We start from the raw sequence: 12815 nt of genomic DNA, 5'->3' as shown, positions 1-12815 counted from the left end.
GCAGGCAGGCGCGGCTTGTGCTTAGCCGCGGTGCGTGATTCAGGCGATGATCACTTGCCCGGCATCAGCATCAGGCGCTTGTTGCCGTAGACCTTGTCGAGGTTGCGGCTCTGGAACGGGAAGCTCATGTAGCCGCCCTTGAGCCAGGCCTCGATGCCGTCGGCGTAGTGCGGGCTGGCCGGGTTGCCGGACTGGCCGGAGCTGTTGACGCCGATCATCGGTTCTTCCAGGCCGAAGTCGACCACCACGCGCATGGCCGGGATCAGCCAGACGTTGAAGTCATTGCCCCATTCGTAGGCGGCCACGTTGAGGGTGCCGTGGTCGCCGCCGGCCGGGTAGGGGCCGCGGTCCAGGTAACTGCTGATGGCCTCGATGCCGCTGCGCTGGCTGGCGCTCAGGTAGGGCGCCATCTTGGTAGCCTCGCTGGTCCAGTTGTACTGGTGCAGCTTGCCCCACTGCCAGGCGCTGCGATTGGCGCCCAGCTCGGCTTCCAGGTAGCTGACGGCGCCGGCCAGGCTGTGCGCCATGATCGCCGGCTTGTCTTCCTTCTGCGCGGTCTTCACGTCGTCCCAGAACGGACTGTCGTCGCGACCCAGCAGGTGGTCGGCCTGGGCCGAATAGCTGTTGTTGCCGATCTCCACCAGCGCACGCCAGGCCGGGCTGGTCTGCGGGCCCAGTTCGTCGAGGAAGGTGGCCTTGGCGCTTTCCTGGAGGAAGGCGCTGTACAGCGCGGCGTCGGCCGAGGTGGCTGCCATGCGGCCGTCGAAGGCCATCAGGCGCTTGTAGGCTTCCTCGGCCTTGCCGCGCTCGGCGGCCGGCAGGGCGGCGATGGCCTTCTTCAGCGGCTCGGCCATGCCCGGTGCATCGAACATCGCCTGCAGCTTGCCGGCGAACGGCGTGGTCTGGTCGTACTGCATGGCGATCATGCTTTTCTGATCGTGGCGTCCTGCGCCGGCCAGTTGCGCGATGCGCTCGGCCCGCTCGGGGTAGAACCAGGAGTTGGACAGCTGCATGCCGTAGCCGCGCGGCACGGTGCGGTGGTTGGCGGTGCCCAGCCAGCCCTGCATCGGGTCCTGGTCATAGGGGTGCAGCATGGCGTCGGCGTAGCCATCCCAGTCGTAGGCGCCGTCCCAGCCCGGCGACGGCACCAGGCCGGTACCCATCTTGCGGTTAGGGTAGCGCCCGGTGACCTGCCAGCCGATGTGCTGGGCGTCGGCGAACACGATGTTCAGCGCCATGGCGCGCACTTCGCGGGTGGCCTCGAAGGCCTGCTCCACGGACTGGGCGCGGGACAGGTCGAAGAAGGCGTCGATCGATTTGTCCGCCTCGCCCTGGATGCTGCGCAGGGCCAGGCCGTAGCCGCTGGACATCTGCAGCGGCTGCAACGGCGATTTGCGCTCGCCCAGGGCCGAGTTGAGCAGCGGGCCGTTGCGGGTCTCGTAGACGGTCTCGCGGATCGGTCGCTGGCCGCGGATGAAGAAGGTTTCCTGGCGCTCGCGGGCCGACTGCCACTTGCCGTTGGCCTGGTAGTAGAGGCGCCCGCCCTCGCGTTTGACCTTCTCCAGGAACAGGTCCTGGTTGTCGCCCATGACCATGGTCATGCCCCAGGCCAGCTTGCCGTTGAAGCCGGCGACCACGGCCGGTACCCCGGCGATGGATACGCCGGCGGCCTGGAATTTCGGCGAGCGGATCTGCACGAAGTTCCAGATCGACGGCATCGACAGCGGCAGGTGGGTGTCGTTGGTCAGCAGGCTCTTGCCGCTGCGACTCTTCTGCGGGGCGATGGCCCAGTTGTTGGAGGCGGCGACGCCGAGCATGTTCAGCTCCGCCACTTGGCCTGCGGCGTTGTTCACCGCGGCCAGGCCCGGAATCTTGCCGGCCAGGCTCAGGCCGCGCAGCTTCTCGGCTTCCTCGAAGGGCAGCGGTTCGTCCGGATAGCTGGGCAGCAGCCAGGCCAGCTTGTCGGCGCCGACCTTGTCCGCCAGGTTCAGCGAGGCGATTTCCTCCTGCAGGTTGACCGACAGGCCGAAATTAAGCAGGCAGAACAGCAGCACCGAGTCTTCCGGCTTCCAGTAGGCCGGGCGGTAGCCGCTCTCGGCCAGGTCCATCGGCAGCTTGTCCTGGTAGCGGAACAGGTAGGCGTTGACGCCGCGGGCGTAGACCTCGAAGAACTTCTTGATCCGTGGCGAGGCATTTTTGTACAGCACCTCGGCGCTGGCGCGCAGGTTGACGGTGCGCATGAAGCGGTCGATTTCCAGCACGCCGGGGCCGTTCATCTCGGCCAGGCGGCCCTCGGCCAGCAGGCGCATGCCGACCATCTGGCTGAGGCGGTCGGCGGCGTGCACGTAGCCCAGGGTGAACAGGGCGTCATGGAAAGTGGTGGTCTCGATCAGCGGCATGCCCAGCGCGTTGCGCCGCACCACCACGCTCTGCGCCAGGCCCTGGACGCGGACGATGCCCTGGTCCGGGTGCACGCTGCTGGAGTAGCGGCCATTCAGGAACGATTGGCAACCGCCGAGGAACAGAGTGCTGCACAGGGTGGCGGCAGCGGCGACGAACAGCGGACGGGAAAACAGGCGCGAACCCATGACTGGCTCCTGGCGCAGGAAGGCTGAGATGGGGACGGATTGTAGAGGGCGAAAGCAGCGGGGAGTAGGGGCCTGACAGGGCTTGCGCCCTGCCGGGTAGGTTCAGGTCAGGCGCCGTGGCACTTCTTGAACTTCTTCTGGCTGCCGCAAGGGCAGGGATCGTTGCGGCCGACTTCCTTCAGCGGGTTGCGCACCGGCTCCTGGTGATGATGGTTGCAGTGCGGGCCGTGCACGTGGCCGTCGTCATCGTGGTGATGATCGTGGTCGTGGTTGCAGTCGGGGCCGTGGACGTGGGGTTGCTGAGTCATGAAGCTACTCCGGAATATGATCGCCGGGGATTATCTCGCCATTGCGCTGCAGATGCACGTCGCGGCCGAAGAACAGGCCGGTCTTCAGCTCGCCGCGCAGGCGATAGCGGATCGGTCGATCCGGATCTTCCAGCGCCTTGACCACGCCCTTGAGGTGGCGCCACAGGTTGGTACGCACCGGTACCTCGAAGTGGCTGTGGCCATGGGCAGGGACATCGAGCCACTCGCTGGACTCGCCCTCGGCCAGCGGTACGCCATTGAGCTCGATGTCGTAACTCAGGCCGCGCATCGGCAATTCGAAATCGTTGGGATTGTCGATGCGAAAGCGCAGGGAAAACTGCTGCTCCAGCAGTTTGGCCTTGATCACATCGACCTTGACGAGGTGGACTTCCGGGTCCTGGAAATCACCACTGAACCAGCTGGTGCATCCCGTGAGGCCTGACAGCAGGCCGGTAATGATCGTCAGGGCGATGATGTGGAATTGCATCTGTGAAAACATTGCATCGCTCCAATGGACGCCCCAGTGTAACAAGCGGCTGCTTGGCGGCCACCTGCTGTTCCGAGAAAAAAACTGCGCCATACTGGGGGCCGAATTGGACAGGAGTGTGACCATGAGCCTCTACGAGATCGCGTTCGCCGGACAGGTGGTACCGGGTGCGGCGCTGGAGCAGGTGAAGGAGAACCTGGCGCGGTTGTTCCAGGCTGATGCTCAGCGCATCGCCTTGCTGTTCTCCGGGCGACGCATCGTGATCAAGAGCAACCTGGATGCCGCCGGTGCCGAGAAGTACCGCGCGACCATGGAGCGCGCCGGGGCGCTGGCCATCGTTCAGGCGCTGGAAGTGGAGGAGGTGGAGATGGCGCCGCCGCCAGCGCCTGCTCCGGTTGCTGCGCCAATTTCGGCTCCAGTGGCGGTCGCCGCATCGCCGGTGGCGGTCGCCAGCAGCGGCACATCGGCGCGGGTGATTCCGCGCGACGAGTACATGGCCGCCTTCAGTGATGTGCAGGCGCCGGATTTCGGCATAGCGCCGGTAGGTAGCGACCTGCAGGATGCCAAGCCCGAGGCCCAGGCGCCCCAGGTGGACTTCTCGCAGTTCAGCCTGGCACCGACCGGCAGCGACATGGGCCAGGCCAAGGCCGCTCCGGCCGGACCGCCGCCCGACACTTCGCACCTCAAGCTGCAGGAATAAGTACAAGGCCCGCGATTGCGGGCCTCGTTGCTTCTGACGTCAGCTCTTGCCGGTCGTGCACTTGGCCTGGGCCTGGGGCGGCGTCAGGTTGCGGATCGAGGTGTAGAACAGCTCGCAGGTCTGCACCTTGTCGGTGACCTGCCATTTCTGCGTGCAGCTGTTCAGCGTTTGCTGCGGATCGGCGGCAGGGTTCTGGCCCATGCCGGCCTGCCAGCAGGCGGCGCTGATGTCCTGGCCCATCACCTTAAGCCCGGCGGCGTCGGCTTTGGCCTGGTCGCCGCCGTAGTTCTCCGGGTCGGCTGCATACCAGATATAGCTGGGGTGGTTGGCGCCGAGTACCGGCACGTTCTGGCCCGGCGCAGGCGTGATCTCGTCCAGGCCCAGCACACCGATGTTGACCTTGTACTGGCTGTTGACCCAAGTGCGCACCGGACCGCCAAAGGCGACCATGGGCAGCGGCGTGCCGTTGCCGGCGGTGAGCTGGGCGACCATGGTCGTCTGGTAGTCGGTGAAGTAGCTGTAGACGCCTTCCAGGTCACTGCCGGCGCTGGCAGGTGCGGCAATCGGGGCGATGTCGATGATGGTCTGGTAGGCCGGCGTCTGCGCCGCCGCCACGCCGTTCTCGGTCAGCAGCGAGGCCCAGCGGTCGGTGGTCTTGGATTCCAGGTAGTCCTGGGCCTGGGTCAGCGAGTAGTCCGGCGGGAAGTGCAGCAGCTCCACGCTCTTGCGGTTGTCCAGGGCCATGCCCAGCGGTAGGAAGAAGTACCAGCTGTACTGCCACTTGCCGTCGCCGTTGAGCTTGCTGGCGCCGTCGAAGGCCGAGTCGCCGGCGGCCAGCAGGTTGCTCAGCGGCGTGCCGTAGTCGGCGGGTACGCCGCTGAAGCTGGCCGTGAGCATATCGCCGCTCTGGCTGACCTTGACCGTGGCATCGGCGTAGCCGTCGCGCTCCAGGCTCTGCTGCAGGTAATGCTCGGCGGTCTGCTCCAGGGTCCAGTCGCGATAGCAGATCACGCTGCAGTTGTTGGGGTAGGCGAACAGGCGGGTGACCCGCTCGCTGCTACCCAGGCTGACCTGCACGTCGTCCGCCTGAACGGCGCCGACCATTAGCAGAGCGACCAGACCGGCCGCCGTTCCACTGTGCTTGTGCTGCATCTACTGCTCCTTGTTGGCCCCGGCCCCCGCCGGGTTCTGGCTAACAAATGAAGCAGAGTTTTCTCAGCTCAGATAGGTGCTGCAGCACTTCTTGAATTTCTGCCCGCTATTGCAGGGGCAGGGATCGTTGCGTCCGGCCTTGAGTGGCGTGGTCGGGTCAAGGAAGTACCAGCGGCCCTCGCGCTGGACGAAGGCCGAGCGCTCGCGATGGCTGTGTTCGCCGCTGCCGTCGTGCCAGCGCGCGATGAAGGTGACGAAGGCGTGCTCGGGTTGTGCGCCGATCAGCTCGCTGCCTTCCACCTCCAGCCCCAGCCAGGTGCTGCCCAGGCTCCAGGCACGGATGCCGTCACGGTCGAGCCCGGCCTGCTGGGCGGGCAGGGTGGTGGCCACCAGATAGTCGATCAGGCCCAGCACGTAGGCGCTGTAGCGCGAGCGCATGAGGTGTTCGGCGCTGGGCGCAGGAGTGCCGAGGTGATAATGGCCGCAGCAGGCGTCCAGCGAGCTGCCGCTGCCGCAGGGACAGGCTTGGCTCATGGCATCACCACCAGTACTTGCCGAAGTTCTGCGGATTGGCCCAGAACTTGGCGTTGAGCCAATCCGGAACCTGCTTGTAATCGCGCAGGTCGTAGGTGAACAGGGTCAGCGTCTGGCCCTCGCGCTGGAAGCTCTCGCTGGCCTGCAGGGCCAGGGCGAACAGCTCGGTTTCCTGCCAGCCGCAGGCGGCCAGATCGACCAGCACGGCCAGGCGACTGGCGTTGAGGTTGCGGATGCCGCCGAGCAATTCCAGGGCGGTGCGCTTGGGCAGGTGCTCCAGGCAGTCCACCACCAGTGCAAGATCGTAACGCTGTGCGGCCTGTTCCGCCGGTAACGCCCCGGCCGGAGCATGGGCCAGCAGGGTTTGCGGATGGGCTTCCTGGAAGGCGGTTACCGCCGGCAACTGGCTGGCGCCGACCAGCAACAGGCGCTGCGGCGCATTATGATCCAGCAGTGCGGCCAAGGCCTGCTGCGGTGTGCGTGAGGATGGGGCGTGAGTCATATGGTGAAAATCCCGAGTACGAATGCCAAGACTATCGCGCTCCTTGGAAATGGCCTATGGACCTTGGTATGGAAACTGCCTATAACTGGCGGATAGTAAGGAAGCCATCTTTACTTCTTTGCTGTCGGTTGTATGCCGATTCCCTACAGGAGACCTAAGAAGATGAGTATCACAAGGAAAGCTGTACCCCTGATCCTGGCAAGCGGCCTGCTGACCGGCTGTGCTGGCATTCAGAAAACCGACTGGCCGACTTGCGCGGCAGTGGGTGGTGTGACCGGTGCTGCACTGGGTGCGATCGAAAGCTCTGAATGGGCCGGTGGCGGCGCGCTGATTGGCGCCGGTATGGCCGCAGCGTATTGCTGGGTGCATGGCGCTGAAGAGCAAGTGGCAGTGGTCGAGGAGACCGTGGTCGAAGAGACCGTCACTCCGGAGCCTGCCGAGCCGGTACGCGTCGAGCTGGACGTCAAGTTCGACTTCGACAAGTCGGTAGTTAAAGAAGAAAGCCAAGGCGACATCAAGGCACTGGCCGATTTCATGAGCCAGTATCCGTCCACCAGCACCGTGGTTGAAGGTCACACCGACTCCGTCGGTACCGACGCATACAACCAGGGTCTGTCCGAGCGTCGTGCCAACGCCGTGCGTGACGTACTGGTCAACCAGTATGGCGTCGGTGGTGACCGCGTGAGCTCGGTGGGTTATGGCGAAAGCCGCCCGGTGGCTGACAACTCCACCAGCGATGGCCGTGCCATCAACCGTCGCGTGGAAGCCGAGGTTGAAGCTCGCCCCTAAGTAGTCATATCCCGGCAAGGCGGCTGCAGCATACTGCGCAGTCGTCCACCGGGACTGGCTTGTACACTTTAGGGGACGGGTCTTTACTCCTGTGTTACCGGTAATCGAACCGGTGACACAGGAGATCCCGCCATGAGAAGCATCTCAAGGGCAGTTGTACCCCTTCTCTTGGTCAGTAGTGTTCTCTCTGGTTGCGTCACAACTTCCAGTACGGGAGATGCGCCGCTCAACCAAGGGAACTGGCCCATTTGCACGGCGATTGGCGGCCTGGCCGGAGGAGGTCTTGGCGCCATCGAAAGTTCTACTTGGGCAGCTGGAGGTGCCGTGGCCGGTGCGGTCATCGGAACTCTGATCTGCTATGCCCAGGATGGCGACGAGGATGGCGACGGTGTATTCGATCGCCGCGACCGTTGCCCCGATACCCCGCCCAACACTCCGGTACGGCACAACGGTTGCCCGCTTCCCACCTACCCGGATACCGCCCCTGCCGCTGAGCCTGTAGTCGATGCAGGTGAGCCGGTGCGTGTCGAGCTGGACGTCAAGTTCGATTACGACAAGTCTGTGGTCAAGCAAGAGAGCCAGGCCGATATCAAGGCCGTGGCCGACTTCATGAGCCAGTACCCGCAGACCAGCACCACCGTGGAAGGTCACACCGACTCAAACGGCTCCGATGCCTACAACCAGGGTCTCTCCGAGCGGCGCGCCAATGCCGTGCGTGACGTGCTGGTCAACCAGTACGGGGTCTCGGGTGATCGGGTGTCGTCGGTAGGTTACGGCGAGTCTCGCCCGGTGGCCGACAATGGCACCGACGAGGGACGTGCCGTCAACCGTCGGGTCGAGGCTTCGGTCGAGGCGCAACCCGCGCAATAACGCTTTTGGCGGTGATCCACTCCCGCACCATCTTAGGGTGGTGCGGGAGCCGATTTAGCCTCGTCAGAAAGTCGGGCGGGCGGCTGCGATGGCCACCAGGACAAGCCCAACCAGCAGATTGCTTCCCACCAGGCGACGGATACGTCCGAGCGCCTCGCCACCGGCCGGCCAGTTCTGTGCGTCCACTGCCTGGCGTAGCAGCGGCAACTGCAGGAAGCGTACGCGCAGGAACAGCGCCAGCATCACCAGGTACAAGCCCATCATCACCTGCACATAGCGGGGTGCCGTCTCGAAACCGGCGAAGCGCATATGCAGCATGCCCATACCGGAAACCGGCAGCACCAGCACGGCGATCCATACCCAGAGGAAGAAGCGATGGAACACTTCCAGCCATAGGCTCAGGCGTTCCGGTGCCTGCAGTTTGGCCACGGCGGCCGGGCGCAGGATCATCCAGGCGAAGAACATGCCGCCGACCCAGACCAGGGCGGCCAGCACGTGCACGGCATAGAGAGCAGAGAAGACGGTCATCGGGAGTCTCGGTCGCGGGATGGCGCGCGAGCATAACCTATCGGTAAACTACTGAAAATTTATCCAGCCTTTTCGCGCCCATGCTTAGCTCCGAACTCAAGTCCCAGATCCAGGGCGCCTACAGCCGTTTTCTCGAAGCCAAGGGGCTCAAGGCCCGCTACGGCCAGCGCCTGATGATCGCCGAAGTGGCCAAGGTGCTGGGCACCATCAAGCACAACGACGAAGGTCAGCGCGACGGCGAGCCCGCCGTGGTGGCAGTGGAGGCTGGCACCGGTACCGGCAAGACCGTGGCCTACAGCCTGGCCGCCATCCCCACCGCCAAGGCCGCCGGCAAGCGCCTGGTGATTGCCACCGCTACGGTCGCGCTGCAGGAGCAGATCGTGCACAAGGACCTGCCGGACCTGATGCGCAACGCCGGCCTGCAGTTCAGCTTCGCCCTGGCCAAGGGCCGTGGCCGCTACCTGTGCCTGTCCAAGCTCGACATGCTGCTACAGGACGGCCAGGCGCAGAGCGCCACGGCGCAGATGTTCGAGGAAGAAGGCTTCCGCATCGACGTCGACGAACATAGCCAGAAGCTCTACAGCAAGATGATCGAGAAGCTCGCCGGCAACCGCTGGGACGGCGATCGCGACAGCTGGCCCGAGGAGCTGGAGGACCAGGTCTGGGGCACCCTGACCACCGACCACAGCCAGTGCACCAGCCGCCACTGCCCGAACTTCCAGCAGTGTGCCTTCTATAAGGCGCGCGAGGGCATGACCAAGGTCGACGTCATCGTCACCAACCACGACATGGTCCTGGCCGACCTCGCGTTAGGCGGCGGCGCCGTGCTGCCGGACCCGCGCGAGACGCTCTACGTGTTCGACGAAGGTCACCACCTGCCGGACAAGGCCATCGGCCACTTCGCCCATTTCACCCGCCTGCGCAGCACCGCCGACTGGCTCGGCCAGGTGGAGAAGAATCTGACCAAACTGCTGGCCCAGCATCCGCTTCCCGGCGACCTCGGCCGGCTGATCGAGCAGGTGCCGGACCAGGCAAGGGAACTCAGGACGCAGCAGCAGTTCATGTTCAGCGCCTGCGAGCAGCTGGCCGATTTTCGCGCCGGCGAAGACATGGAAGGCCGCGAGCGTCCGCGCCATCGATTCGAGGGCGGCCTGGTGCCCGAGCACCTGCGCGAACTGGGCATCGAACTGAAGAAGGGCTTCGCCAAGCTCACCGACCTGTTCACCCGCCTCACCGAGCTGCTCAAGCAGGCGATGGACGACGAGGGCACTAGCTTGGGTATCGCCAGCCACCAGGCCGAGGAGTGGTATCCGCTGTTCGGCAGCCTGCTGGCCCGCGCCCAGGGCAACTGGGAGTTGTGGACCGCCTTCACCGTCGAGGACCCGGAAGACAGCCCGCCAATGGCGCGCTGGCTGACCCTGGCCGAGGGCGGTGCGCTGTTCGATATCGAGGTCAATGCCAGCCCGATCCTGGCCGCCGAGACCCTGCGCCGCAATCTGTGGAATGTCGCCTACGGCGCCCTGGTGACCTCCGCCACCCTGACCGCGCTGGGTACTTTCGACCGTTTCCGCATGCGCTCCGGCCTACCCAAGGCGGCGGTCACCGCCGTGGTGCCCAGTCCGTTCCACCATGCCGACGCCGGCGTGCTGCGAGTGCCGGACCTCAAGGCCGATCCGCGCGATGCCGCTGCCCACACGGCCGCGATCATTCGCGACCTGCCGGAGCTGGTGAAGGGCGCACGCGGCACCCTGGTGCTGTATTCCTCGCGCAAGCAGATGCAGGACGTGTTAGATGGCCTCGACCGCGATTGGCGCAAGCGTGTGTTGATCCAGGGCAACCTGTCCAAGCAGGAGACCCTGAACAAGCACAAGGCTCGGGTCGACGATGGCGAGGAGAGCGTGCTGTTTGGCCTGGCCAGCTTCGCCGAGGGCGTCGACCTGCCGGGTGCCTATTGCGAGCATGTGGTGATCGCCAAGATCCCCTTTGCCGTGCCGGACGACCCGGTGGAGGCGGCGCTGGCCGAGTGGATCGAGGCGCGTGGCGGCAACCCGTTCATGGAAATCGCCGTGCCCGACGCCTCGCTGCGCCTGATCCAGGCCTGCGGCCGCCTGCTGCGCACCGAGGCTGACCGCGGCACCATCACCCTGCTGGATCGCCGCGTGGTGACCCAGCGCTATGGCAAGGCGATCCTCAACGCCTTGCCGCCGTTCCGTCGCGAAATCGCCTGACCTCATTTATCTGCCAGGGAGTTGGCCCATGCGCACCATCCTGATCACCGGCTGTTCCTCGGGCATCGGCCATGCCACCGCGCTGGCCTGCCGCGCTGCCGGCTGGCGAGTGTTCGCCTCGGCGCGCAAGGCCGAAGATGTCGCCCGCCTGCAGGCCGAAGGCTTCGAGGCGGTGCGCCTGGACCTGGACGACTCCGCTAGCATCGCCGCGGCTCTGGCCTGGGTGCTGGAGCAGAGCGGCGGTGGCCTGGATGCGCTGTTCAACAACGCCGGCTACGGCCAGCCCGGCGCCATCGAGGATCTGCCGCGCGTGGCCTGGCGCGAGCAGTTCGAGAGCAACCTGTTCGGCCCCATCGAGCTGACCGCCGCGGTGCTGCCGGTCATGCGCCGCCAGGGCCACGGCCGCATCCTGTTCAACAGCTCGGTGCTCGGCTACGCCGCGTTGCCGCTGCGCGGCGCCTACAACGCTTCCAAGTTCGCCATGGAGGGGTTGGTCGACACCCTGCGCCTGGAACTGGCCGGCAGTGGCATCGAGGCGGTGCTGATCGAGCCGGGCCCGATCATCGCGCGCTTCCGCGCCAACAGCCTGTTGGCCCTGCGCAAGCACGTGGATACCAGTCGCGGCGCCCATGTCGCCAGCTATGCGCTGATGGAGGAGCGACTGGCCAAGGAGGGAGCCGCGGTGAAGTACACCCTGCCGGCCGAGGCGGTGGCCGAGGCCGTGCTGCGCGCGCTGGACAGTCGCGTGCCGCGCACCCGCTACCCGGTGACGGTGCCGGCCAAGTTGTTCCGCGTGCTCAATCGCCTGCTGCCGGACCGCCTGCTTGACCGGATGAAAGGCGGTACCGTCTGAGAGACCTTTTCAAAGTCTGCTGCGCGTCGGCCATACGTCGTTAAAAACAGGCCGGGACGCGGCGTCTCGGACTGCTCATTTACCGCAGTAAACTGCGCGTCCTCGCCTGTTTTTGCCTAGCCTGGCTCTAGCTCGCGAGACTTTGAGCGGTCTCTGCCACCGACGTGAGCTGGCGCAAGTCGGAGCGGATGGCTGCCTGCTAGGCTGCCGTCATCGCTCATGGATGAACCGAGGGGCAAGGATGAACCTGCACGATCTGGCCGCACGTACGGCCCTGGTACTGGAAACCAACAACCTGCGCGGCGGCGCCGACCTGGCCAAGGTGGCCGGTAGCCTCGGTCGCCTGTTTGAACACCTCAAGGGCCAGAGCCTGGCGCTGAGCCGCCTGGCCCAGGTGGTGGTGACCCACGATGGTCTGCCGGCGGAAACCTGCGCCGAGCTGGTTCGCAGCTCCGGCCTGGCGCTGCAGTTCGTGCTGATCGACGCCAGCACCGGCTACTACTCGGCGAAGAACCTCGGCTTCGCCGCCACTGATGCGGCGCGTTGCGATCACGTGGTGTTCGCCGATGCTGACTGCATCCCGGCTGCCGACTGGCTCGAACAGCTGCTCCTGCCCCTGTGCGCCGAGCAGCCACCGGCTGTGGTGGCTGGGCGTACCAGTTACAGCAGCAGCCTGGCCGGCACGGCCCTGACCACCATCGACTTCATGTACTTCCCCAGCCCGTTGCAGGCCGAGGCTACCCGTAACTTCTACGCCAACAACGTGGTGTTCCGCCGCGAGGTGTTCGCCGAGCATGCCTACCGGGCGCTGGATGGCGTGTACCGTGCGCATTGCCAGGTACTCGGCCTCAACCTGCAGGCCGCTGGTGTGGCCCTGCATTACGCCGCTGCTGCGCACACCGAGCATCGCCTGCCGGATTCCCGTGGCGAAGCGCTCAAACTGCGCTGGATGCGCGGTCAGGACTCGGTCGGCCTGACGCCTTACCTGGTCCGCGCCTATCTACCGGACCGTCTGCAGTGGCTCGCCCGCACTGGCCCACTGGCACCGCTGGCGATTCTCTTTGCGCGTCTGGGGTTCAGCCTGCGCACGCTCAACCGGCAGGACCTGCCGCCCGTGCACGGGCTGCGCCGGCTCGGCGCCATGGGCCTAATAGTCGCGTTCTCCGCCGTCGACATGTGCGGCGCCCTGGCCCGCGGCCTCGGCATCAATACCCTGGGCCGCAGCGACGCCGATGCCCAGGCCCTGTCCTACCACAAGCCCGCCATTCACTGAGGA

General features: G+C 65.6%; 12 protein-coding genes and 1 pseudogene. 6 read left to right on the top strand and 7 right to left on the bottom strand.

What is annotated here, in order from left to right:
- Positions 1-50: 50 nt before the first annotated feature.
- From N7607_RS19465 to N7607_RS19455, 3 genes are all read right to left on the bottom strand, one after another.
- Positions 51-2588, bottom strand: coding sequence for a penicillin acylase family protein (locus N7607_RS19465; RefSeq protein ID WP_279865109.1), 2538 nt, complete (start codon positions 2586-2588; stop codon positions 51-53).
- A 107-nt stretch (positions 2589-2695) separates the two neighbouring features.
- Positions 2696-2896 (bottom strand): SEC-C metal-binding domain-containing protein, encoded by a 201-nt coding sequence (locus tag N7607_RS19460; protein WP_081963338.1) that lies wholly within the window; start codon positions 2894-2896, stop codon positions 2696-2698.
- 4 nt (positions 2897-2900) lie between these two features.
- Positions 2901-3395, bottom strand: a complete 495-nt coding sequence (locus tag N7607_RS19455) for an LEA type 2 family protein (RefSeq protein ID WP_279865111.1) — start codon at positions 3393-3395, stop codon at positions 2901-2903.
- A gap of 112 nt (positions 3396-3507) precedes the next feature.
- On the opposite strand from N7607_RS19455, the gene N7607_RS19450 reads away from it, so the two are divergent.
- Positions 3508-4083, top strand: a complete 576-nt coding sequence (locus tag N7607_RS19450; RefSeq protein WP_279865113.1) for a hypothetical protein — start codon at positions 3508-3510, stop codon at positions 4081-4083.
- Between the two features lie 39 nt (positions 4084-4122).
- Here the strand turns inward: N7607_RS19450 and N7607_RS19445 are convergent, their stop codons facing one another.
- The 3 genes from N7607_RS19445 to N7607_RS19435 form a co-directional block, all read right to left on the bottom strand.
- Positions 4123-5187 carry a hypothetical protein gene (locus N7607_RS19445; RefSeq protein WP_279865207.1) on the bottom strand — a complete coding sequence of 355 codons (1065 nt, stop codon included), beginning with the start codon at positions 5185-5187 and terminating at the stop codon, positions 4123-4125.
- 111 nt (positions 5188-5298) lie between these two features.
- On the bottom strand, positions 5299-5769 hold the full coding sequence (locus tag N7607_RS19440) for a YchJ family protein (protein ID WP_279865115.1): 471 nt from the start codon (positions 5767-5769) through the stop codon (positions 5299-5301).
- 4 nt (positions 5770-5773) lie between these two features.
- Positions 5774-6271: a DUF6231 family protein gene (locus tag N7607_RS19435; protein WP_279865117.1), complete on the bottom strand. Its 498-nt coding sequence runs from the start codon at positions 6269-6271 to the stop codon at positions 5774-5776.
- Between the two features lie 435 nt (positions 6272-6706).
- Between N7607_RS19435 and N7607_RS19430 the strand changes: the two are divergent.
- Positions 6707-7060, top strand: a pseudogene (locus tag N7607_RS19430) (OmpA family protein); the annotation flags it as partial.
- 132 nt (positions 7061-7192) lie between these two features.
- Positions 7193-7930: an OmpA family protein gene (locus N7607_RS19425; protein ID WP_279865118.1), complete on the top strand. Its 738-nt coding sequence runs from the start codon at positions 7193-7195 to the stop codon at positions 7928-7930.
- Between the two features lie 63 nt (positions 7931-7993).
- Here N7607_RS19425 and N7607_RS19420 read toward each other — a convergent pair whose 3' ends face one another.
- Positions 7994-8458 (bottom strand): DUF2269 family protein, encoded by a 465-nt coding sequence (locus N7607_RS19420; protein WP_279865119.1) that lies wholly within the window; start codon positions 8456-8458, stop codon positions 7994-7996.
- An 80-nt stretch (positions 8459-8538) separates the two neighbouring features.
- On the opposite strand from N7607_RS19420, the gene dinG reads away from it, so the two are divergent.
- The 3 genes from dinG (at position 8539) to N7607_RS19405 (ending at position 12812) form a co-directional block, all read left to right on the top strand.
- Positions 8539-10686: an ATP-dependent DNA helicase DinG gene (gene dinG, locus N7607_RS19415; RefSeq protein ID WP_279865120.1), complete on the top strand. Its 2148-nt coding sequence runs from the start codon at positions 8539-8541 to the stop codon at positions 10684-10686.
- 28 nt (positions 10687-10714) lie between these two features.
- Positions 10715-11539, top strand: a complete 825-nt coding sequence (locus tag N7607_RS19410; protein WP_279865122.1) for an SDR family NAD(P)-dependent oxidoreductase — start codon at positions 10715-10717, stop codon at positions 11537-11539.
- Positions 11540-11780: 241 nt separating this feature from the next.
- Positions 11781-12812, top strand: coding sequence for a glycosyltransferase family 2 protein (locus tag N7607_RS19405; RefSeq protein WP_279865123.1), 1032 nt, complete (start codon positions 11781-11783; stop codon positions 12810-12812).
- Positions 12813-12815: the final 3 nt, after the last annotated feature.

It is taken from the genome of Pseudomonas sp. GD04019, assembly GCF_029837695.1.
Lineage (GTDB): Bacteria > Pseudomonadota > Gammaproteobacteria > Pseudomonadales > Pseudomonadaceae > Aquipseudomonas.
Note: the sequence above shows the minus strand (reverse complement) of the source record. Positions and strands in the feature narration are given on the sequence as shown.